Raw genomic sequence first — 22306 nt, forward strand, 5'->3', positions numbered from 1 at the left:
AATAAGGGAACGCCATGTCTTCACTTGCCGATTTGTCAGCTGTCGATCTTGTGTCTGCCTATAGGGCGAAATCGCTTTCGCCAGTTGAAGTTACGGAAGCTGTAATTGAGCGCATCGAGGCTTATGAGCCGAAACTGAATGCGCTTTGGGCTTATGATCCCGATGCGGCGAGGGCATCTGCGAAGGCATCGGAAGCACGTTGGGCAAAGGGTGAGCCTGCCGGCCCCATTGACGGTGTTCCGCTAACGATCAAGGAAAATATTGCCACGAAAGGTACTGCTGTTCCACTTGGCTGTGCAGCTCTGCCTCTCAATCCCGCAGCCGTTGATGCCCCGCCCGCAGCCCGCACCCGCGAGGCGGGTGGCGTGCTTTTGGCTAAAACGACCATGCCTGATCTCGGGATGTTGTCCTCGGGGCTTTCGAGTTTCCATAAGCTTGCACGTAATCCATGGGACTTGAACACCAATCCGGGCGGTTCAAGTGCGGGTGCCGGAAGTGCTGGTGCTGCGGGTTACGGGCCTTTGCATATCGGCACCGATATTGGTGGTTCCATTCGCCTGCCTGCTGGCTGGTGTGGGCTGGTTGGCCTGAAACCGTCCTTCGGACGTATTCCGATTGATCCGGCGTTTCTTGGTCGCGTTGCCGGTCCGATGACGCGTACGGTTGCGGACAATGCGCTTTATATGTCGGTGCTTTCGCGTCCAGATCGCCGCGACGCGATGAGCCTGCCATATCAGGATATCGACTGGATGAGCCTTGATATTGATGTAAAAGGTCTCAAAATTGGCCTCTGGCTGGATGCCGGTTTTGGCGAACCAACAGGCGATGAAACACGCAAAGCTGTGGAAGCGGCGGCGAAGCTGTTCGCGGATGCTGGCGCGATTGTTGAGCCGGTTGCTCCATTCCTCAACCGCACCATGATCGATGGGCTTGATCGTTTCTGGCGGGCGCGGTCCTGGGCCGATGTTTCTAAGATGACGCCGGAAAACCGTGCGAAAATCCTGCCATACATCTATCAATGGACTGAAACCGCTGAAGGATTGACGGGCGAGCAAGTCTATTCCGGTTTTTCCCAAATAGATGCAATGCGCCATGCCGCTCTTGCGGCGTCGAAGGATTTCGATTTCATCATCTCTCCCACCTCTCCGATGCCAACCTATCCGGCGGAATGGGCCTCTCCGGTCAATGATCCGCAGCGCCCTTTCGAGCACATCGCATTTACCGTTGCGATGAATATGTCGGAACAGCCTGCAATCTCGCTCAATTGTGGCTATACGTCCAAGGGGCTGCCGATTGGTTTGCAGATTTTTGGTCAGCGTTTCGATGATCTGGGCGTGCTGCGTCTTGCAAAGGCCTACGAAGATATGCGCCCAGTGCAGCGCCCTTGGCCTATCATTAATTGATAATAAAAAAGGCCGCTTGAAGCGGCCTTTTCTTTACTTTGATCTGAGTGGTGGACTTGCCCTTATTTAGTGGAGGGGTTCTGTCACTAATTTACGGTTTATCATCTCGAACTGCATCGGTGATTTGTATCCGAGTGCAGAATGTCTGCGCACAGGATTATAGAAGCCGTCAATGTATTCGCCAATGGCTTTGATTGCATCCTTACGTGTGTAGAACACAGTGCGCCAGATCAGTTCCGACTTGATCGTTTTGAAGACGGTTTCCACCATTGCATTGTCATAGCAATTTCCTTTGCCGCTCATGGATGGAAGCATTTTGTGAGCTGTGAGGATTTTGCGATACTCATAACTGGCATACTGGCTTCCTCTGTCCGAGTGCTGGATCAGCCCCGGCTTTGGTTGACGGATTGCAATGGCTTTCTTCAAAGCACTGATCGCCAGATCCTTCTTCATCCTATCGCGTGCTTCCCAGCCGATGATGCGACGCGAATAAAGATCGACAACGATTGCCAGATATAGCCAGCCTTCTGCCGTCCATATGTAACTGATATCGACACCCCATTTTTGATTAGGCCCATCACAAGTGAAGTCCTGATCCAGAAGATTGGGAGCGACGGGCTCACCATGATTGCTGTCGGTCGTGCGTTTGAAGCGAGTTTTCTGCCGGGCTTTAAGGCCGTTTTCACGCATCAGTCGCGCCGTGCGGTGACGTCCTGCTCGAATACCTTCTTCGTTCAGTTCGACATGCATTCGAGGGCTGCCATAAGTTTCACGTGACAGCTCAAACTGATTACGAATATGCGCCAGGATGATCATATCGTCGAGCTGACGACGACTGGGCAAACGATGCTTCCATGCATAATAACCGCTGATACTGACGCCTGCGAAAGCGCACAGCCGTGACAGAGACATATGAGCCTTCTCCGTGTCGATGAACGCAAACTTCATCGACTTGTCTCCCGAGCGAAGAAGGCCGTCGCTTTTTTTAGTAGGTCACGTTCCTGTCGCAGGAGTTCATTTTCCTTACGAAGCCGGGCAAGTTCCTCGCTCATGTCCTCATGCGGACCAGAAAGCAGATCCTTCTCAGCAAAATTGCGACGCCAGCGGTCAAGTGTTGATTTGCCAATGCCAAGGTCGTCCGCAACCGATGAAATGCTTCGACCACTCGTCGTTAAAATACGAACGGCTTCCCGTTTGAAATCTTCTGTAAATTCGCGCTGCTTCAATTCTAAGTCTCCTGTCAGTTTTATCTAACAGAAGCCCTCCACTTTTGAAGGGGAAGTCCATGGTGCTCGCTCTTTATAGCGGTCGACTGCTGTGAGCTTTTGAATCAACGGCTCTGCATCGCGCCAAGGGTAAATCTCTGTACGCAGATATTCGAGTTCGGCTTCGAGTTCATCTTCGTCGATTTCCGTCCACCAAGATTTCGGGCGTCCGTCGCTGCCATCAGACCAGCGATAACGGCGTTCTTTCAGCTTGTCCTTCATTTCAAAAGGGCTGTTTTCTGCATAAATGCGCAGGCGCGATTTCTCGCTGGCCTTCAGCAATTCTGCAAAAGGTGTCGTCTTGCCGGATTGTCCCTTCAACACGGCGAGCAAAGCCTGACAATCATCTTCTGCACGATGGCCATTATGGAAATAGCCGCTCTGGCCGATCAGATAACCAAGCTTTGTGCCTTCAAAGCCGCGCGCAGTCCAATCAATCTCCTTGACCGAACAGGCCCAGGGCTTGTTTTCAAAGACGGGTGAAAAGCGTTCCAGAAAGGGGCGATCAAAACCCGCATTGTGTGCAATGATAATGTCAGCATCAGCGATCAATGCTTCAAGTCTCGCACGCGGAATGATCTGCCCGGCAACCATTTCGTCGGTAATGCCAGTGATACGCGTAATATCTGCTGGAATTGGCTTTGATGGCTCTTGCAAAGCACCAAAGGTTGCACAGACATCGCCGATTGAGCCGTCATCCGCATAGCGGAAGGCCACAGCACCAATCTCAATAATTTCTTCCTGCGCAGCACTTAAGCCTGTCGTTTCGGTGTCAACGACAACGCCTAAACGTGGGAAGGCAATTTTATCCGCGTTAGCTACCGTCGGCGGCGGATCAAGTCGTTGCAATATACGATAACGCCCACTCTCCTTAAGTCTTTGCACCATTTCCGCTTCGTTGGGAACGGTCGTCTTTTCCGGCCTGGTGCGGGCAGGGCGCAGTTCTGACTTCTTCTCCCCATTTGGCACGGGAGGAGCAAATAAGTCGAACTGTTGGCGCATAAGGTTTCTCCGCAATAGGGCTGTGCGTCTCTATAAAATGGCATTTTGGGGGTCGAGCTCCAAGCCCCGAATAGTTTTAGTAACAATTAATATGGCTTTAAAGCCAGCCTTAAAGGGGCGTGCCTATACGATCTTCATGTCTTAATTTCGAAAAGGCCGGGGTAGAATATTTTTGTCTGAATGCGCCTTGTAAAGACTTTGGTTACCATAATTCTTCATATTCCAAGCACTCTGTCATTCGCGTTTCTCGCCACGATTGGTTCGTGTTTTCGCCGAACTCTCGTGCAATGCGGTAGCGCGAGCCCTTATTTTACTCAGGACGATTAGTATGGCGTTCGTCTCAGATTTCTATGGTTTGCAATCTGCTCCGTCGTTCAGGATAGCGTTGCCTTTTCGTCTTAAGGGCATTGTACGCTTTGCCGCTATGGCATCTGGTGCGGTGGTGATTGGTGGCTGCATGATGGCTTCATTGGGGATGGTTGAGGCGGTGTTGCCGGCATTCATGCCATTGGCTCCAGTGATGCGTCGCTTGCCGGTGGCAACCCCGCAAAAATTGACTGTTGTCGATCAAAAAATCGGAATGGGGCATGCCGTCCGACAAGGTTTTATCAAGGCATATACTGCTGATACTGCCTATTCGAACCTGGACTGGCATCGAAATAAATCCCAAGGCTTTGATATTATTGCCGATGTCGGACCAGAGGCGGTGATCGAAGCGCCCGTTGCCATACAGCCCAAGGTTCTTGAAGCGCGTGACGAGCGAGTCGCGCCACTGGAGCAAATGCAATTTGTCGTTTCGCCAGATGCGATCGACACTGCTGCAAATTCGGCGCGTTATGCCTTTCAGGATTTTAGCACAATCGATGAGGTTCCGCTGCCAACAGCCCGTGTTACGCCCGTGCCTTCCGTGCGTTCTGATTCAAGAGTTGCGGACGCGACTACCGACGCCGAAACAGGTCTGGCTCTGCCTGATGTTGTCCCCTTTCCAGAAAACCGTCCCCGGGTGAAGGCTGCTGTGCCTGAAAAGCAGCCGCAAATCGCATACGCACCTTCTAAAGCTCAGACCGAAGATATGCAGCGCGGTCTTGTGAAGCGGCTATTCGGTCAAACAGCTCGCAATAAGACGGCAATTTATGATATTTCCGCCGCTATCGTCTATTTGCCCAATGGCGAAAAGCTCGAAGCTCACTCGGGTATCGGCTACATGCGCGATAATCCTAAATTTGTTGATCAGAAAATGCGCGGTGCAACGCCGCCAAGCACCTATAACCTGCGCATGCGGGAAAGCCTCTTTCACGGCGTGGAAGCTGTTCGGTTGCTCCCGGCCAATGGACGCAATCCCCACAATCGTGATGGTCTTCTGGCGCACACCTATATGCTTCGTCGTCCTGGTGATTCCAATGGCTGTGTCGTGTTTAAAGATTATGCGCGGTTCTTGAGGGCCTTTAAACGTGGTGAAATTGACAGAATGATCGTTGTGGAAAATAGTTCAAGTATTTCTAATAAAAGATATATGTAGTCTATTAACAATAATGATATTTTTAAAAATATATTGTTGATTTTTAAGTCTAGCTTCTGAAGTATTATTCAAATTCATATTTTGAAAATATTTCAGAAAGGTATCGTCTTGAGTATCACGAGAGAATATTTAGGGGTTTATGGTGCATTATCACGCCGCTCCTTTCTGAAGGCTAGTTGTGCCGTGCCCGTTGGTGGCGCGTTATTTGCGTGCGGTTGTGCGCCGCATCAAGTCTTTTCAGCAGAAGAGACGCAGTCTGAAGCTTTGACCACATTGGATAAAGCGATTGTCCCCGGCGAATATCTCACAAAGGGTAAACGTTACCGGCAGCTTGCCTATGATAATGGTTTGCCATTGATCGTGCGCGAAGATTTGGCGCCCGCACTCGACAAGCGCGACGCCAATCGAAAAGCGCTGGTGGCTTTTGCCCAAATTACTGACTTGCACATTATCGACGCATCCTCTCCCGCTCACGCCGCATTTATGCGGCAATATGGTGGACCAAACGCAAATCTTGATGGTGCGCCGTTGGCTAATGCTTGGCGACCGCAGGAAACACTCACCGTCCAAGTGCTAGATGCTATGATCAGGCGCATTAATCAAATAGGCGCTGGACCGATATCGAAGCGGAAATTCGACTTCGCAATATCGACAGGTGACAGCGCCGATACGCGAGCGATGCATGAACTGCTGTCTGTTCTGACGGTTTTGAACGGCGGTTCTGCGATAATGTCAGCCAGCGGTGCCGCCTACATCGGTGTTCAGGATAATAACGTTTTTTCTGAAGAGACGTATGATGCTTATTGGCATCCAGAGCCTCAAACGGGAAACGTAAAGGCGGATATTTGGAAGCGCGCTTATGGTTTTCCTGAGGTTGAAGGTTTTCTGTCATCTATTAGCCAGCCCATAAACGCTGAAGGCTTTAAAATGCCTTGGTATTCAGGCTTTGGAAACCACGACGTCCTTGATTATGGTGTCTTTGGTGGTGGTGGAATTTCTGAATTCATATCAACGATTAGTACGTCAAACCGGGTCTTGATGGGACTGCCGAAAGGAATGCAGCCTGAGATGTTCTTGGGGGCGGTGAGTAAAGTTTTACCGGGGCAAATGGCGCAAATGATGAACGAAGTTCCGAGCGTTCAAATTATGCCTTCCGAAATGCGTCGCCCTTTTTCAAAGATGGAATTTATTCAACAACACCTGGATGCCAAGGGTCCGTTTGGCCCAAATGGCCATGGCTTTACGCAGGAAAATGTTGAGCAGCAGAATGCTTATTATCAATTCCAAATGGCAGATGGGGTCGTCGGTATCATGCTGGATACGACCAATCCCAATGGTGGTCCGGATGGCTCCTTGGATGTCGATCAAGCCAATTGGCTTGAAAATCAGCTTCGGAATTACTCGTCATCCTATTATCTTGAGGATGGTTCGCTAATCCGAACCGATAATCGAGATGCTTTGATTACGATTTTCTCTCATCATAATTCTATTACCTTTGATAATATGAAGCGCGCGCCTGCGGGAATGCCCGATTTGGAGCGTTTAGGATCTGCCGCTTTTCTGGCGTTATTGGCGCGTTACCCAAACGTTGTGCTTTGGGTAAACGGGCATACGCACTGCAACCGTATATGGAGCCATTACGACCCTTTGAATAACGGTCACGGCTTTTGGGAGATTAATACCGCAGCTCATATCGATTATCCTCAACAATCCCGAACGATTGAAATTTTGGATAATCGCGATGGCACATTGTCCATCATTGCAGTCGTAATTGATCACTCATCCCCTGATGCGATCAAGCGTAGTGGGCTACAAACATCACAATCGCTTGCTGCATTAAGTCTGGAGCTCGCTCTGAATGATCCGGCGCTTGATCGGGCATACCGTCTGGGTGCTCCGGAAGATTTGAACGTAGAACTTATAATAAAGAAACCTTTTGCTTAAGGAAGGCTGGCTATTTGGTTCGATTGTTAAAAGCTGGTAACAAGAGATTTGTTGTGGCGGGGTTCTTTATGGTTATTAATTATCTGTGTAGCGATTTTACTTTTAGCAATCTCTGTAGCAGGTAAGAATGTTTGGTCTGAAAGTCAGTTTGAACCATCCGTATCTGGCCTATCGCGATAAAAGCTTTTATCAAAGCTCGCGCGAGGTTCCCGAAGAAATGCCAGTTGCAATGAGTTACAATGGCACCACTCATGCCGTAATGATGGCAACGCCTGCTGATCTGGAAGATTTTGCACTTGGATTCAGCTTAACGGAAGGCATTATTTCCAGCATTTCCGAAATTGAAGATTTAGGCATTGAGGTCTTTGAAAAAGGGATTGATATGCAAATGCGACTGTCTGCCGAGCCGGGGAATGCGCTGGCTGCACGGCGCAGATTTATGGCCGGTCCTGTTGGTTGCGGATTATGCGGCATCGATTCAATCGATCAAGCTTTGCGCCCGTTATCTGCGCTTTCTGCCGAGACGTTACGGTTTCAACATCGATCCATCATAGATGCCATGGATGCGTTGGCTGCAGCACAAAAGTTGAATGCAGAAACGAGGGCCGTCCATGGTGCAGGTTTCTTCATTCCGGGCGAGGGGCTTTTTGCAGTTCGCGAGGATGTCGGACGCCACAACGCTTTCGATAAGCTCATCGGTGCAATGGCACGCGCCGGAAAGGTCGCAGAGCAGGGCCTCGTTGCGATTACCAGCCGCGTGTCTGTTGAAATGGTGCAAAAAGCTGTGATTTTGCGCGTTCCATTGTTGGCCGCTATTTCTGCGCCTACGGCATTAGCGATCCGCACTGCAGATGAGGCGAGGCTGACGCTCGCAGCGCTCGTTCGGGGTAATGACTTCGATGTCTATTGCCATCCTGAGCGCATTCTCGGTGAGTAACCGACCTCGCTAAGGCAAGGTCGGTTATCTTGATTAAGCGTCGATCTTACCAAGCGCTTCGATGCGTGCGCGTTCGCTGACGATCTGCAGCGCGGCATGTGCAGCTTCCACACCCTTCACCTTGAAATGGTTGAAGAAGAATTCATGGTGCTCTTTGCTGTCATGGTAATGATGCGGAGTGAGCGACACGCTGAGCACCGGCACTTCGGTTTCAAGCTGCACTTGCATCATACCGTTGATAACGGCGGTAGCTACGAAATCGTGACGATAAATACCGCCGTCAATCACGAACGCCGCGCCAACAATTGCCGCATAGCGGCCTGTCTTTGCAAGCGTCTTGGCATGAAGCGGAATTTCATAAGCGCCGGGAACGTCGAAGACTTCAACTTCCACATTGGTCCCAGTTTTGGCAGCTAGTTCAGCAATGAAGCTTTTGCGCGCTTCGTCGACAATATCCGCGTGCCAGCGCGCCTGAATAAAGGCGATTTTAAAGGATGTCTTGTTCGGATAGCTCTGGTTCATAGGTTCCTCACGAAACTAGAATCAGGGCGCACAAAGGAACGCAACCCCGCACAAAGCCAGGTTAAACGCTCTTTCGCTCTCTTCCATCCGGACTTTAACCGTCGGCTCCGGCATCTCACCGGATCTGCTGACCCTTAAACAAATGGTCTAAATGACCTTTATTTAAGGCGCTCGCGGGCTCGAAGATCGCTCTTCATACCGCCGGTGGGGAATTTCACCCCGCCCCGAGAACAAACCCGCACACCATTGTGCGAGTGAGCGAAAACTAGGCTTTCCTTTGGCCGATGTCTAGTCACCACACGGGAAATTTATGCTGATCTGGCACTGGATGAGCGTTGAATTTTTCAGATATCCGCTAACGAGTAATATACCGCTATAAGAAATATTTTTTCGTACACTAAGATGCTCAAATTATTTCGTTTTTTGGATGATTTTCTCGCTTTAACGTTGCAGAGTTTGGGTCTCCGTGAGCTAACTGTATTGACACACATCAGGTTTCTCGGCCTATTCTAGGGGCACATCTTGTCTGAAATGAAAATGTTCAACGAAAAAAGACAACGTTGTCAATCGCAGGTGGAGCTGCGGTGGAATAATTGGGATGGAGGTCTCAAAGCAGATTGAATGCGCTTTTGGATGCGTGGGGCAACGACCTTATGACAGCATCCGACAAAGTTTTGTTTTGTAGCGTTCTACGGGAGGTAGACATATGCATAAATATTTTAAAATGGCCGCTATGGGTACGGCTGCATGTGCAATGCTTGCCACAATGGCGCCTGTTGCACATGCGCAGGATAAACAAAACGTAGAGGTTCTGCATTGGTGGACCGCCGGCGGCGAAGCCGCAGCGCTTGATGTTCTCAAAAAAGATCTGGAAGCTAAGGGGATTAGCTGGACAGACATGCCAGTTGCAGGCGGTGGCGGCACAGAAGCGATGACTGTCCTTCGCGCCCGCGTTACAGCTGGCAATGCTCCGACCGCCGTGCAGATGCTCGGTTTCGACATTCGAGACTGGTCTGAGCAAGGTTCGCTTGGCAATCTCGATGAGGTTGCGGGCAAGGAAGGCTGGGACAAGGTTATTCCAGCACCTTTGCAGGATTTTGCGAAGTATGATGGCCACTGGATCGCCGCACCTGTGAACATTCACTCCACCAACTGGATGTGGATCAACAAGGCAGCCCTCGACAAGGCCGGCGGCAAAGAGCCAACCAATTGGGATGAACTGGTTGCTCTTCTCGATAATTTCAAAGAACAGGGCATTACGCCAATCGCACATGGCGGCCAGCCATGGCAGGACGCAACAATTTTTGACGCGGTTGTCCTTTCCTTTGGCCCAGACTTTTACAAAAAGGCTTTCATCGATCTCGATCCGGAAGCACTTGGCAGCGATACGATGAAGCAGGCCTTTGACCGCATGACAAAGCTGCGTTCTTATGTGGATGATAACTTCTCTGGTCGTGACTGGAATCTTGCTTCAGCAATGGTCATCGAAGGCAAGGCTGGCGTTCAATTTATGGGTGATTGGGCTAAGGGCGAGTTCGTGAAGGCCGGTAAAAAGCCGGGCGAAGATTTTGTTTGTATGCGCTACCCGGAAACCCAGGGGGCGGTAACCTTCAACTCCGATATGTTCGCGATGTTCAAGGTTGCTGATGATAAGGTACCAGCACAGCTTGAAATGGCTTCTGCTATCGAAAGTCCAGCGTTTCAGTCGGCCTTTAACGTAGTCAAGGGCTCTGCTCCTGCCCGCACCGATGTTCCAGATACCGCTTTTGATGCTTGCGGCAAAAAGGCCATTGCTGATGTGAAAGAAGCCGCAGAAAAGGGCACGATGCTCGGCTCCATGGCGCATGGTTATGCAAACCCGGCTTCCGTAAAGAATGCGATTTACGACGTTGTAACTCGTCAGTTTAACGGCCAGCTTTCGTCGGATGACGCGGTCAAGGAGCTGGTTTCGGCCGTTGAAGGTGCGAAGTAGGCAGATCAAATGTGCCCGGATTTTTCCGGGCACATGCAGCTTATTCTTATAAATCTTTGAAATATTGGCGAGTATTTCGTCAGACACATACAAATTGCAATAAGCGGCCAATAATTTGCCGCGCAAACAACAGTCCGCATCTGAAACGCGCCGCATTGAACGACGGCCGCCGGATGCGCAGCGCAGAAATGGGTGGCGCACATATGAAGCGTAATAGCCGACTACAGGAACTGGTGCCGAAGCTGGTTCTTGCGCCCAGTTTTTTGATTGTCCTTGTCTTTGTATATGGATTTATCATTTACACTGGCGTTCTTTCCGTCACCAACAGCCGCATGTTGCCATCATATGGGTTTGTCGGGCTTTCGAATTACGAAAAATTGTGGGCCTTGCCGCATTGGTGGCGCGCTATCACCAATCTCGCGATTTTTGCATCGCTTTACATCATTATATGTTCGGTCATCGGCCTGTTTCTAGCCATTCTGCTTGATCAGAAAATCCGTGGTGAAGGCTTTTTGCGTCCGATTTATCTTTATCCGATGGCGCTGTCGTTCATCGTGACAGGGACGGCCTGGAAGTGGTTCCTTGATCCAGGTATTGGCCTTGAACATACGATGCGCGTTTGGGGGTGGGAAGGATTTACCTTTAACTGGATTAAGAGCAATACAATGGCAATTTATTGCCTTGTCATTGCAGCTGTCTGGCAGTCGTCCGGCTTTGTTATGGCGATGTTCCTTGCGGGCCTCCGTGGCGTAGACAATGAAATCATCAAAGCGGCGCAAATCGACGGTGCTTCCACGAGCACTATTTACCGCCGTATCATAATTCCTTTGATGCGTCCGGTATTCTTGTCGGCTTTTGTGGTTCTCGCGCATCTTGCGATCAAGGCTTATGATCTTGTGGTTGCTTTGACCGGCGGCGGACCGGGGCAGGCCACCGAACTCCCGGCAACATTCATGTATTCTTACACATTCACGCGCAATCAGATGGGCATTGGTGCCTCTTCCGCGATTATTATGCTCGTGATGATTTTCTCGATTATCATCCCCTACCTTTATTCGGAAATTCGCGGGGGAGCGCGGTCATGAGTGCTCCGACCCAGGAAAATGCAATCAACAGCGGCAAGCTAACCCGCGCCTTGATCTATTCGGCGTTGCTGCTATTTGCGATCTATTATTTGCTGCCGCTCTATGTAATGTTGGTAAATTCATTCAAGCCATTGGATGAAATCCGTCAGGGCGGCATGCTAAGCCTGCCACAGCAATGGACGATTGAGCCATGGCTTTCGGCATGGTCAACGGCGCAGATTGGCGTGCAGCCAACTGGCATCAAGCCATTCTTTATCAACTCAATCCTGATGGTTGTGCCTGCCGTTGCTATCTCAACAATCGTGGGCGCTCTAAACGGCTATGTGCTGACGAAATGGCGTTTTCGCGGCTCGAATATCTTCTTCGGCCTGCTATTATTATCATGTTTCATCCCGTTTCAGATCGTGCTGATCCCAATGGCGCGTGTGCTTGGTATGCTTGGCATTGCAGGTACAATCTGGGGGCTGATCCTTGTTCATGTGGTCTATGGTATCGGTTTCACGACGCTTTATTTCCGCAATTATTATGAGGCGTTTCCGACCGAACTGGTTCGCGCTGCACAGATTGACGGTGCAAGTTTCCTCCAGATTTTCCGGCGTATTCTTTTGCCATCATCAGGACCAATCATCGTTGTGTCGGTTATCTGGCAGTTTACCAATATTTGGAACGACTTCCTTTTTGGTGCTTCCTTCTCGGGTGCAAATTCAACGCCGATGACGGTTGCGCTCAATAATCTGGTTTCCTCCTCGACCGGGGTTAAGGAATACAACGTGCATTTCGCAGCTGCCATTCTCGCCGCTCTGCCTACGCTGATCGTCTACATCGTTTCCGGGCGCTATTTTGTACGCGGCCTGATGTCCGGTGCTGTTAAAGGATAAGTCTGTTATGTCATTTCTAAAAATCTCTAATCTTTACAAATCCTACGGCAGTGTCTCGGTTCTTAAAGATATCAATATCGAAATTGAAGAAGGTGGCTTTCTTGTTCTGGTTGGGCCGTCTGGTTGTGGCAAGTCTACGCTGCTCAATACCATTGCCGGACTTGAGCCGATTACATCGGGCGATATTTCTATCAATGGGCGCTCAGTATCGGGCCTTCATCCTTCTCAGCGTGATATTGCGATGGTGTTTCAGTCCTATGCACTCTATCCGAATATGACTGTTGCGGGGAATATCGCTTTCGGTATGGAAATTCGTAAGGTCCCAAAGCCAGAGCGCGATAAGGCTATTCAGGAAGTGGCCGACATTCTCCAGATCGGCCATCTTCTGGATCGCAAACCGAGTCAGCTTTCCGGTGGTCAGCGTCAGCGTGTTGCGATGGGGCGTGCGTTGGTTCGCAATCCGCAGGTGTTTTTATTCGACGAACCGCTTTCAAACCTTGATGCCAAGCTGCGTGTTGATATGCGCACCGAAATCAAGCGTCTGCATCATCGTATGAAAACGACGATTGTTTACGTGACGCACGACCAGATCGAAGCCATGACGCTCGCAACGAAGATCGCGGTTCTCAAAGACGGAATCTTGCAGCAGTTTGGCACGCCAGCGGAGATTTATAACAATCCAGCAAATATGTTTGTGGCCGATTTTATGGGTTCGCCAGCCATGAACCTTCTCACAGCCAGCGTTGAAAAGAATGGCGCCGATTTTTCTGTGCGGCTTGCGCAAGCGGAAGGCGAGGCCTTGAAACTTCCGCTCGTTAATGCACCGGAAGGGCTTGGCGATTATGTCGGTAAGGATATTATTTTTGGAATTCGTCCAGAAGCACTCACAGACCCGGATGGGGCAGATCGTAATGCGCAATCTATCATCGAGGGCGATTGCCTGATTGATGTGGTTGAGCCTGCGGGTTCAGACACATTCGCCGTTACGCGTATTGGTGGCAAACAGGTCGTAGCGCGTTTGCGTGCTGACGCGCGGATTGTTGCTGGCCAGCGTTCGCGCCTCGCATTCAATCTCGACAAAGCTGTATTTTTCGATCCCCAAAGTCAGGAACGTATTCGTTGAATACAAATGAAAAGAGCGCTCCAAATAACTCGGGAGCGCTCTTTTTCATGCTTGCCTGGAGGGCAAAATCAAACTGTTAGGGTCTCGCACTTAACGCAGGAAGTCTAACCCCAGAAGACCAATCGCCAGCGCCGTGTTCAGGGAAACGATCATCATTCCATAAACAAGTGCGGTTCTAGTAATGTCATTCATTTTCTACCTCCTTGAACCTCGACGCTGTTGCATCCGGTTCTAAAGCTCGAGAACATAACGAAATGTAACAGTCTGTTACGAGGGGCGCAACCCATTTCTCAGAAATGTGAACGATTGTAACGTCGCGTGAGGAAATATCTTTTCAGAAACGAAGAGCTGTTTGCGGCACTCACCGCATTGTGAGCCAAGTCTGTCTGGCAAATTATTGCCAGACGCTACATAAAAAGCGAGATATGATCGACGAGCTAAGTCGACAGTAATTGACTGCTTTTATTCGGAATTCCCGTGAACCGCATCGTTCCTCTCGTGTTGGCTATCGCTCTTTTCATGGAGCAGATGGACTCCAACGTCATTTCAACGTCGTTACCAGCAATTGCAGCTGACATCGGCACAAGCCCGATTGCCTTAAAACTCGCGCTGACTGCTTATCTGGTCTCACTCGCAGTTTTTATTCCGGTGAGCGGTTGGATGGCAGACCGATTCGGCGCAAAGAATGTATTTCGTGCTGCAATCGCGGTGTTTGTGGTGGGGTCGGTTGCTTGTGCTGCGTCGAACTCATTGACTGCTTTTGTTGTCGCGCGTTTCTTGCAGGGGATGGGCGGTGCAATGATGACGCCGGTTGGGCGCTTGGTGTTGATCCGCTCGACGCCGCGAAGTGAACTGGTGTCTGCAATGGCATGGCTGACTATACCAGCAATGGTTGGCCCGTTGGTTGGCCCGCCTGTCGGCGGGTTTATTACCACCTTCTTTTCATGGCACTGGATATTCCTCATTAACGTGCCGATCGGACTTCTGGGCATCTGGTTTGCAACACGTTTTCTGCCGGACACTGATGAGCGCATTCTCAAGCCGCTGGATTGGCCGGGATTCGTTCTGTCTGGCGTTGCGATGTCGGGCGTCGTATTCGGTTTGTCGGTCGTCAGTCTGCCGGCACTGCCGCCAATCATTGGTATTGTTATTGTGGCTGTCGGCTTGGTTTGTGCTGCTCTGTATATTCTACATGCGCGGCGCGTGACCGATCCGCTGCTCAATCTAAAGCTCTTCGATAATCAGGTTTTTCGTTCGGCGGTTTTTGGCGGCAGCGTGTTTCGTTTGGGCATTGGTGCAATTCCATTTCTATTGCCTTTAATGTTTCAGCTCGGCTTCGGCATGACGCCGTTCCAATCCGGCATGATGACGTTCGTTTCGGCAATTGGCGCAATCAGCATGAAGTTTGGTGCGAGGCAGGTGTTCAATCTGTTTGGCTTCCGCCGCACGCTTATGTATGGATCGCTAATTTCGGCTGGTTTCATTGCCGCCAATGGACTTTTTTTCCCCGAAACGCCTTATGGTGTTATTATCGGATTTTTGTTGATTGGTGGTTTTTTCCGCTCGCTGTTTTTCACAGGCGTGAATGCTTTGGCTTTCGCTGAGATACCGGATGCCAAGACGAGTCAGGCGACACCTATCACGGCGGTCGCGCAACAGGTCTCAATTGCATTGGGAGTGGCGCTTGCGGGTGGCATTCTTGAACTGAGCACGGCAATCCGGCAGGCACCGTTACAGCTGGCCGATTTCCATATCGGGTTCTTCGTGGTCGCGTTGGTATCAGCGACAGCAATTTTCTGGTTTGCTCGACTAGCCCCGGATGCTGGTCACGAGCTTTCAAGCTCAGCAAAGTTAAACCGTAAAGGCAATGCGGCTGGGGCTTTGGAAGAAGCAGGACTGTCTAATGGTAAATAAAAAGGCGGCTTTGAAAGCCGCCTTGATGGTCGTTTTTAGCCTTTAAAGTCACGTGCGAGCAAATAAAGCTCGACGGACTCAGCGCGCGATGCCGGTGGCTTGATGTGATGCACAGATTTGAATTTCTGTTTAAGCATCGCCAGCAGATCATTTTCTGTGCCGCCCTGAAATGTCTTTGTCAGGAAGTGGCCGCCGGGTTTAAGAACCGACACCGCAAAGTCCGCAGCAACTTCACAGAGATGCACGGTACGCAAGTGATCTGTGCGGCGATGGCCAGTCGTTGGTGCTGCCATATCTGAAATCACCAGATCAGGCTTGTCGCCAAGCGCTTCCATCAGTTTTTCGGGTGCTGCGTCATCAAGAAAGTCCATTTCCAGCAAAATAACGCCGGGAAGCGGATCAACATGCAGATAATCGATGCCAACAACCTGCGGGTCTTCATCTGTAGAGCCAACGATTTTAGCCGCAATTTGCGACCAGCCACCCGGCGCTGCACCGAGATCGATGATTTTCTGACCTTTTTTCAGGAGGTTATAGCGATCGTTGATTTCGATCAGCTTATAAGCTGCGCGCGAACGATAGCCATCCTTCTTCGATTGGTGGACATAGGGGTCGTTCAGATGGCGTAGCAGCCACCGGCGAGACGATTCCTTGATCGTTCCGGCTTTCTTCTTCACGCGAACGCGAAGATTGCTGGTTCCGGCGCCGCCGCGTCCGCCCGTTTTGGTGCCGCTCTTGTTTCCGCCTGCTTTGCTCATCTTAGTGCCTGTTTCTTACGTCGGTTTTGCCGCCAGCTTTGACGGTTGGCGCGCGGTTATGGCGCCAGGCACCGTCACGCGACATGAGTTCGGTCAATATGCCTTCGCGCAATCCGCGGTCGGCAACGAGAAGCTTTTCACTCGGCCACACATTGCGTATGGCATCAAGAATAGCACAGCCTGCAAGCACCAGATCAGCTCGATCGGCCCCAATGCAGGGATTGGCAACGCGCGCTTCAAAATCCCATGACAGCAGACGTTGCGTCATCTGCGTCACGTCTTCTGATCCCATCCACATACCATCGACGCGCCGCCGATCATAGCGTTCAAGTCCGAGATGAATACCAGCAAGCGTTGTCACCGTTCCAGATGTGCCCAACAGATGAAAGCGCGAGCTCGCCGTCAGGTTTCCGAGACAGTTGCGTTCTGCAAAACCGGAAAGCAAGTCTGTGACATGGCCTACCATTGCATCAAAGCTATCCTGCGTGACATTGCGACCACCGAAACGTTCGGCAAGCGTGACAACACCAACGGGCAGGGAGGTCCATGCCATGATGTGCTCAGCAAGTCTTGGAGAGCGACGCTGAGACACATCGATCAGTGCGATTTCCGACGAGCCGCCCCCGATGTCAAATAGCACGACCGCATCCGTTTCGCGTGTGACCAGCGTTCCGCAGCCAGATACAGCAAGGCGGGCTTCCGTCTGGCGGTCAACGATTTCGAGTTCAAGCCCGGTTTCTGTGCGAACGCGCTCGAGAAACTCTTCGCCATTGGCAGCTGAACGGCAAGCCTCGGTCGCAATCAAACGGGAACGTTTGATTTGACGGGATTGAAGCTTGTCATGGCAGATCTTCAAAGCTTCGATAGCACGTTGCATCGCGTGCTCGCTCAGCCGTCCGGTTGAACTCAGACCTTCGCCAAGTCGTACAATGCGCGAGAATGCATCCACAACACGAAATTGCCCGGGGCGCGTTGGTGATGCAATCAACAGGCGGCAATTGTTTGTGCCGAGATCAAGCGCCGCATAAAGCGGTGCTTCATGTGGTGCATGATTGCGCAGGCTATGCGTGTTGGCGGATTGGCGCTTTAATGGCTGTAAAGCGCTACCCGCCATTTCTGGTCGGGCGGCGGTGTTTTGCAGCTTTGCACCATTATCTGAATTTACCGGCGTGCTTCCCTGCTGGCGGGCCTGCTTCTTTTTACGGGCGCGCCTGCGACGATTCGATATTTTACCGCCGGGCTTTCCATCTGCCGATTTAGTATCTGCATTCGGTGTTTCAGCCATTGCTGGCTTTTGGCCGCGAGCATCCGCATTACCGGGAGATTTACCACGGTTGCGACGGCGCGCACGCTTGCGCTGGCTTTGCGAGCCCTTGTTTTCTGTGTCTGAGCGTCCTGAATCGGGGGCTTTCGCTGCCTTGCCGACTTCTGGAACGGCATGCTTACGCGATTTGCGCTTGCCGTTCTCGGACGGATTCCGAGCCTGCTGGTTGCCCGTTTGTCCGCCGGACGCCCCTTGTTGCGCCATTCCTGCGGGGCGCTCCTCGGGGTTTTTCAAGGTTTTTATCCTTATGGCGCCGCGCGAACCATTACAGGACGCAAGCAAGGCGCTTCAATTTTTACGTTGTCCTTAATGTAGCAGCGCTTTGGGTATTTACCAAGGGGCAGGCGAGGACCAGTCGTGGGAAATTGATAAAAGGACGCAGGAATCTGATATCACCCATATGAATAGGGGCTCTTGCTGTCTGCAAAAGCCCCATCATCAAAATCAAAAAAGTTTTTTAGTTCAAATGTCGTAGCTGTGCGCGGCATTGATTGTTGCCACGAACTGCTTGGTCCGTTCGCGCGCCGGTGTAACGAAAATATCATGTGCAGTGCCGGTTTCGACAATATTGCCAGCTTCCAAAAACACAACATTCTGCGCGATTTTTGAGGCAAGCCTCAGGTCATGAGTGGCAATGACCATGGTTGTTCCTTCCTGAGCAAGCTTGCTCAGTACGTCAACAACTTCCGATGCCAGTTCTGGATCGAGAGCAGATGTAGGCTCGTCGCAAAGCAGAACGCGCGGCGACGGCGCAAGTGCACGCGCGATAGCGATGCGCTGTTGCTGGCCACCAGAAAGTGTTGCAGGCCAAGCGTCAGCCTTGTGTGCCATGCCCACCTTTACAAGCAGTTCCATGGCGCGTTCCTGCGCCTTTGCCTTAGGCCATTTGAGAACGGTCACGAGACCTTCCATAACGTTCTGAATTGCTGTCTGATGGGGGAACAATTGGAAATTCTGAAACACCATTCCAGTCTGACGGCGGATCGACTGGATCGCCTGCCAGCTTGGCTTGCGGTCGGGATCAAGGGTTATGCTTTGGCCGCCCAGTGTTAATGTTCCGGAGGTCGGAATCTCCAGCAGATTGATGCAGCGCAGAAGCGTGCTTTTACCACCACCCGAAGGGCCAACGAGCGCTGTAACAGTCCCTTCGGCGATTTTGACGTTGATGTCATTAAGGATCACAACGTTATCAAAGCTTTTGAAGATGTTTTTCAACTCGATCATGAATTTGTCTCCAGCGTTCCGCCATAGCGTCTGAAACGCTTTTCAAGGCGTCCCTGAAGGTTGGACAGGATCGTGCTGAGCAGCAGATAAATGAGCGCAGCTTCGATATAAAGAACAAGCGGCTCATAAGTGGTGGCGACGATACGTTGTGCAGACTGGAACAGTTCCGGCACTGTTATCGCGGCAGCGAGTGATGTGTCTTTTACGAGCGAGATGAAGGTGTTTGATAATGGCGGAACGGCTGTGCGCGTGGCCTGTGGAAGAACTGTGCGTGTGAGCGCCTGGCGCCAACTCATCCCGATGGAATAAGCTGCTTCCCACTGACCTTTTGGAACTGCGGAAATAACGGCCCGAATGACTTCGGAACTATATGCGCCAACATTGAGTGAGAAGCCGATGACAGCTGCGGTGAAGGCATCGAGATAAATGCCAGCGCTTGGAAGCCCGTAGAAAATGACGAAGAGCTGCACCAACATTGGCGTGCCACGGAAAATCCAAACATAAAAACGCGCAACAAGAGATACCCATATGGGCGCAAACAAACGCACAAGCGCTGTAATCAATCCGAGAGACAGCCCGAAAATGAATGACAAAAGGGTCAGGGGGATGGTGAATTTGATACCGGCCCAAAGCAGGGTGGGCAGGGAATCCGCCATGAGTTGAAGCCAATCGGGCACGTGTCGAATTCCTTAGTTGTGATCGGTCCTGAACGCTGAATTATCAGGCTGTAACATATAGACCATAAAATAAAGCCGGAAACGGGTCCCGGCTTTATTTAAATGCACTATCCAGAGCTTACTTCGAAACGTCCTGGCCGAAATATTTCTGCGAAATCTTGTCGTAAGTGCCTTCAGCCTTGATGTCGTCCAGCGCCTTGTTGATTGCACCGACCAGATCGTCATCCCCCTTGCGAACGATGATGCCGGAAGCCGTCGCGTTTTCCTGTTCAGCAACGACTTTTACAGGAGCTTTCGGCTGCTGCTTCTTAAAGTCAAGGTAGGAAAGGCTGTCATTGAGCGTTGCATCCGCGCGGCCCGTCACAACAAGCTGGATCGACTGGTCAAAACCGTCTGTGGCGACGAGTTCAGCACCGGCTTCGGTTGCAAGTTTACCATAGTTGCTTGTCAGAGACTGGGCAGCTTTCTTACCCTTGAGGTCAGCAAAGTCCTTAATGGTATCGTTCTTATCATTAACAATGAGGACGACCTTGGAAACGATGTAAGGATTGGAGAAGTTGAACTTCTTCTGGCGTTCTTCGGTGATGCCGACCTGATTGATAACGGCGTCATAACGATTTGCATCGAGACCAGCAATGAGACCATCCCATTTGCCTTCCACGAATTCGGGTTTCACGCCGAGCTTAGCGGCGACAGCTTCACCAATTTCAACATCGAAGCCTACGAGCTTGTTGTCTTTATCGTGGAATGTGAATGGCGCATAGGTGCCTTCTGTGCCGATTTTGAGAACGCCCGCCGCCTTGATGGCGTCGAGATTCTCACCTGCCATAGCGGTCGAGAACAGTGCTGCCTGGAGGACGCCGACTGTTGCGAGGATTTTTGCGAACTTCATTTTAAGGTCACCTGTAAAAATATTCGATGTGATTAAAATACAGGAATTATTTTCTAATGATGCGTCGAAAATGACCCAAAAGATGCATCGAATAAAAAATATTTCTATTTTATATGCTCTATAAGCAATATGAATCCATATATAGATGAATTGTAATTTTTGGTTCTATTCCATTTTAGAGATAATAGACGGCGATACGATTTCCGCCAACAGTTTCGACGGCAATTTCCATTTCGTAAATATCGCGCAGAATATCTGGTTGAATGAGCTGTTCCGGCGTCCCCTGATGCGCCACCTTACCTTTGCGCATGGCAACGATATGGTCGGAATAACAGGAGGCGAAATTGATGTCGTGCAGCACCAGAACTACAGTTTTGCCCAGATCATCCGCTGCACGCCGCAAAAGCTTCATCATCGACGCTGAGTGTTTCATGTCGAGATTGTTGAGTGGCTCATCCAGGAGAACATAGTCTGTGTTCTGGCAGAGAACCATCGCCACGAATGCGCGCTGGCGCTGGCCGCCCGAAAGTTCGTCGAGAAAGCGGTTGCCCAGCTCTGCCAGTTCGAGATAACCGATTGCTTGATCGACGTGAACAAGATCTTCACGGGTTGGACGTCCCTTGGAATGCGGATAACGTCCGAAAGTTACCAGATCGCGCACTGTGAGGCGCGCGTTAATGGCATTGTCCTGCCTTAGGATTGACAGCCTTTTTGCCAGTACGTCGCCGGGTGTGGTCGATACATCCAGCCCATCGATGGTCACGCGGCCTTTACACATGGGAAGAAGGCGGCTGACCATGGAGAGCAGGGTGGATTTTCCGGCTCCGTTTGGTCCGATAATCGAGGTAATACCGCGTGCGGGCAATCGCAGCGTTACATCATCAACGACGATTGTATCGCGGTAGGATTTACTGGCCTGGCTTATTTCGATCAACGTGCGTTTCCCCTGACGAGTAGGATGATAAAGACGAGCCCGCCCAGGAACTCGAAAATGACACTAAGCGCGGTATTAAACGCGAAGACACGCTCTAGAATGGTCTGTCCGCCGACGATGCAAAGGATTGCCAGCAATACGGCGATGGGCAGGACGATACGATGTCTGGATGAACCTGTGATCATGTAAGCCAGATTGGCAACCAGCAGTCCGAAGAAGGTGATGGGGCCGACAAGGGCTGTGGAAACCGCAACGAGGATTGTGACGATCAGCAGAATGCGGTGCACAACGCGACGATGATCGATGCCGAGATTGATAGCTGCATCGCGTCCAAGCGAGAGCACATCGAAGACATTGATAAAACGTAGCCCGTAAAGCGTCACCACCGCCACGATAATCGCAGCCAGCAATAGAATGTCGCCATTAACGCTATTGAAATTCGCAAAGAAGCGGTCCTGAAGCACGGCAAATTCATTCGGGTCAATCATGCGCTGCATGAGGTTTGATGCACTTCGAAAGAAGACACCGAATACGATGCCGACAAGCATAACCAGATGCAGACTGCGCGCCCCTCCTGAAAACAGCCATGCATAAAGCGTGCTGGCAAAAACAACCATGATTGCCGTTTCGGCAAAAAAGCGGCCATTAGGGCCGATCCCGTTGACATGGATAGCGCCAAACGCGAAGACCGCGAATGTCTGAATCAGGATATAAAGCGCATCGAAACCCATGATTGAGGGTGTCAGAATGCGGTTGTTGGTGACTGTTTGAAAGAGAACAGTAGAGACAGCAATCGAGTAGGCGACGAGTATCATTGCGGCGAGCTTGGTGCCTCGGAAGCTGAGGATGAACGACCAGCTGCCCTTTGCGCCCAGCGTCATGAAGGCTGCGCAGGAAAGAATGACGAGGATTGAAAGAAGAGTGATGATGAAG

At 51.0% G+C, this 22306-nt stretch carries 19 protein-coding genes and 1 riboswitch; of the genes, 9 read left to right on the top strand and 10 right to left on the bottom strand.

The window, feature by feature from the left end; all coding sequences use genetic code 11:
* The first annotated feature begins 14 nt into the window (after window positions 1-14).
* Window positions 15-1403 carry an amidase gene (locus U2P60_RS04805; protein WP_413571573.1) on the top strand — a complete coding sequence of 463 codons (1389 nt, stop codon included), beginning with the start codon at window positions 15-17 and terminating at the stop codon, window positions 1401-1403.
* Between the two features lie 66 nt (window positions 1404-1469).
* Here U2P60_RS04805 and U2P60_RS04810 read toward each other — a convergent pair.
* Together U2P60_RS04810 and U2P60_RS04815 are read right to left on the bottom strand one after the other, a co-directional pair.
* Window positions 1470-2629, bottom strand: a protein-coding gene (locus U2P60_RS04810; RefSeq protein ID WP_413570911.1) for an IS3 family transposase whose coding sequence is annotated in 2 segments (ribosomal slippage) — window positions 1470-2368 and window positions 2368-2629 — 1161 coding nt in all. Because the reading frame shifts where the segments join, the coding sequence is not laid out codon by codon here.
* Window positions 2630-2653: 24 nt separating this feature from the next.
* Window positions 2654-3670, bottom strand: coding sequence for a 3'-5' exonuclease (locus U2P60_RS04815; RefSeq protein WP_413571575.1), 1017 nt, complete (start codon window positions 3668-3670; stop codon window positions 2654-2656).
* Between the two features lie 328 nt (window positions 3671-3998).
* Here U2P60_RS04815 and U2P60_RS04820 point away from each other — a divergent pair, with 328 nt between their 5' ends.
* From U2P60_RS04820 to fdhD, 3 genes are all read left to right on the top strand, one after another.
* Window positions 3999-5189, top strand: a complete 1191-nt coding sequence (locus U2P60_RS04820) for a DUF2778 domain-containing protein (protein WP_413571576.1) — start codon at window positions 3999-4001, stop codon at window positions 5187-5189.
* Between the two features lie 108 nt (window positions 5190-5297).
* Complete coding sequence (locus U2P60_RS04825; protein WP_413571577.1) at window positions 5298-7133, top strand: TIGR03767 family metallophosphoesterase; 1836 nt, start codon at window positions 5298-5300, stop codon at window positions 7131-7133.
* A gap of 127 nt (window positions 7134-7260) precedes the next feature.
* Window positions 7261-8070, top strand: a complete 810-nt coding sequence (gene fdhD / locus U2P60_RS04830) for a formate dehydrogenase accessory sulfurtransferase FdhD (RefSeq protein ID WP_413571579.1) — start codon at window positions 7261-7263, stop codon at window positions 8068-8070.
* Between the two features lie 33 nt (window positions 8071-8103).
* Here fdhD and U2P60_RS04835 read toward each other — a convergent pair whose 3' ends face one another.
* Window positions 8104-8592, bottom strand: a complete 489-nt coding sequence (locus tag U2P60_RS04835; RefSeq protein WP_313829463.1) for a 6,7-dimethyl-8-ribityllumazine synthase — start codon at window positions 8590-8592, stop codon at window positions 8104-8106.
* Between the two features lie 71 nt (window positions 8593-8663).
* A riboswitch (FMN riboswitch) is annotated at window positions 8664-8828 on the bottom strand.
* 470 nt (window positions 8829-9298) lie between these two features.
* On the opposite strand from U2P60_RS04835, the gene U2P60_RS04840 reads away from it, so the two are divergent.
* From U2P60_RS04840 to U2P60_RS04860, 5 genes are all read left to right on the top strand, one after another.
* Entirely contained in the window at window positions 9299-10564 is a 1266-nt protein-coding gene (locus U2P60_RS04840) for an ABC transporter substrate-binding protein (protein ID WP_313829464.1), read from the top strand.
* Window positions 10565-10767: 203 nt separating this feature from the next.
* Window positions 10768-11649 carry a carbohydrate ABC transporter permease gene (locus tag U2P60_RS04845; protein WP_413571581.1) on the top strand — a complete coding sequence of 294 codons (882 nt, stop codon included), beginning with the start codon at window positions 10768-10770 and terminating at the stop codon, window positions 11647-11649.
* Window positions 11646-12527: a carbohydrate ABC transporter permease gene (locus U2P60_RS04850; protein ID WP_313829466.1), complete on the top strand. Its 882-nt coding sequence runs from the start codon at window positions 11646-11648 to the stop codon at window positions 12525-12527. The genes U2P60_RS04845 and U2P60_RS04850 overlap by 4 nt, the downstream gene beginning before the upstream one ends.
* Window positions 12528-12534: 7 nt before the next feature.
* On the top strand, window positions 12535-13650 hold the full coding sequence (locus tag U2P60_RS04855) for an ABC transporter ATP-binding protein (protein ID WP_413571582.1): 1116 nt from the start codon (window positions 12535-12537) through the stop codon (window positions 13648-13650).
* Between the two features lie 477 nt (window positions 13651-14127).
* Window positions 14128-15564: an MFS transporter gene (locus U2P60_RS04860; RefSeq protein ID WP_413571583.1), complete on the top strand. Its 1437-nt coding sequence runs from the start codon at window positions 14128-14130 to the stop codon at window positions 15562-15564.
* Window positions 15565-15599: 35 nt separating this feature from the next.
* Here the strand turns inward: U2P60_RS04860 and U2P60_RS04865 are convergent, their stop codons facing one another.
* The 7 genes from U2P60_RS04865 to U2P60_RS04895 all read right to left on the bottom strand — a co-directional run bounded on the left by U2P60_RS04865 (window position 15600) and on the right by U2P60_RS04895 (window position 22254).
* Complete coding sequence (locus U2P60_RS04865; protein WP_250042273.1) at window positions 15600-16322, bottom strand: RlmE family RNA methyltransferase; 723 nt, start codon at window positions 16320-16322, stop codon at window positions 15600-15602.
* Between the two features lies 1 nt (window position 16323).
* Entirely contained in the window at window positions 16324-17880 is a 1557-nt protein-coding gene (locus U2P60_RS04870; protein ID WP_413571584.1) for a Ppx/GppA phosphatase family protein, read from the bottom strand.
* 228 nt (window positions 17881-18108) lie between these two features.
* On the bottom strand, window positions 18109-18870 hold the full coding sequence (locus U2P60_RS04875) for an amino acid ABC transporter ATP-binding protein (RefSeq protein ID WP_313829470.1): 762 nt from the start codon (window positions 18868-18870) through the stop codon (window positions 18109-18111).
* Window positions 18867-19547, bottom strand: a complete 681-nt coding sequence (locus U2P60_RS04880; RefSeq protein ID WP_313829471.1) for an amino acid ABC transporter permease — start codon at window positions 19545-19547, stop codon at window positions 18867-18869. Before U2P60_RS04880 ends, U2P60_RS04875 begins: the two co-directional genes overlap by 4 nt.
* A 118-nt stretch (window positions 19548-19665) precedes the next feature.
* The gene (locus U2P60_RS04885) at window positions 19666-20439 is read right to left on the bottom strand and encodes an amino acid ABC transporter substrate-binding protein (RefSeq protein ID WP_413571585.1); all 774 of its coding nucleotides are present in this window, start codon (window positions 20437-20439) and stop codon (window positions 19666-19668) included.
* Window positions 20440-20614: 175 nt separating this feature from the next.
* Window positions 20615-21373 carry an ABC transporter ATP-binding protein gene (locus U2P60_RS04890; protein ID WP_413571586.1) on the bottom strand — a complete coding sequence of 253 codons (759 nt, stop codon included), beginning with the start codon at window positions 21371-21373 and terminating at the stop codon, window positions 20615-20617.
* Window positions 21370-22254 (bottom strand): iron chelate uptake ABC transporter family permease subunit, encoded by an 885-nt coding sequence (locus U2P60_RS04895; protein WP_413571995.1) that lies wholly within the window; start codon window positions 22252-22254, stop codon window positions 21370-21372. The genes U2P60_RS04890 and U2P60_RS04895 overlap by 4 nt, the downstream gene beginning before the upstream one ends.
* Between the last annotated feature and the right edge of the window lie 52 nt (window positions 22255-22306).

Source organism: Brucella sp. H1_1004 (genome assembly GCF_047308065.1).
GTDB lineage: Bacteria > Pseudomonadota > Alphaproteobacteria > Rhizobiales > Rhizobiaceae > Brucella > Brucella pseudogrignonensis_B.

Coding starts and splice junctions, on each gene's coding strand:
- U2P60_RS04805 (WP_413571573.1), top strand. CDS start 15: ATGTCTTCACTTGCCGATTTGTCAGCTGTCGATCTTGTGTCTGCCTAT.
- U2P60_RS04815 (WP_413571575.1), bottom strand. CDS start 3,670: ATGCGCCAACAGTTCGACTTATTTGCTCCTCCCGTGCCAAATGGGGAG.
- U2P60_RS04820 (WP_413571576.1), top strand. CDS start 3,999: ATGGCGTTCGTCTCAGATTTCTATGGTTTGCAATCTGCTCCGTCGTTC.
- fdhD (WP_413571579.1), top strand. CDS start 7,261: ATGTTTGGTCTGAAAGTCAGTTTGAACCATCCGTATCTGGCCTATCGC.
- U2P60_RS04835 (WP_313829463.1), bottom strand. CDS start 8,592: ATGAACCAGAGCTATCCGAACAAGACATCCTTTAAAATCGCCTTTATT.
- U2P60_RS04840 (WP_313829464.1), top strand. CDS start 9,299: ATGCATAAATATTTTAAAATGGCCGCTATGGGTACGGCTGCATGTGCA.
- U2P60_RS04845 (WP_413571581.1), top strand. CDS start 10,768: ATGAAGCGTAATAGCCGACTACAGGAACTGGTGCCGAAGCTGGTTCTT.
- U2P60_RS04850 (WP_313829466.1), top strand. CDS start 11,646: ATGAGTGCTCCGACCCAGGAAAATGCAATCAACAGCGGCAAGCTAACC.
- U2P60_RS04855 (WP_413571582.1), top strand. CDS start 12,535: ATGTCATTTCTAAAAATCTCTAATCTTTACAAATCCTACGGCAGTGTC.
- U2P60_RS04865 (WP_250042273.1), bottom strand. CDS start 16,322: ATGAGCAAAGCAGGCGGAAACAAGAGCGGCACCAAAACGGGCGGACGC.
- U2P60_RS04875 (WP_313829470.1), bottom strand. CDS start 18,870: ATGATCGAGTTGAAAAACATCTTCAAAAGCTTTGATAACGTTGTGATC.
- U2P60_RS04885 (WP_413571585.1), bottom strand. CDS start 20,439: ATGAAGTTCGCAAAAATCCTCGCAACAGTCGGCGTCCTCCAGGCAGCA.
- U2P60_RS04895 (WP_413571995.1), bottom strand. CDS start 22,254: ATGACGCTGGGCGCAAAGGGCAGCTGGTCGTTCATCCTCAGCTTCCGA.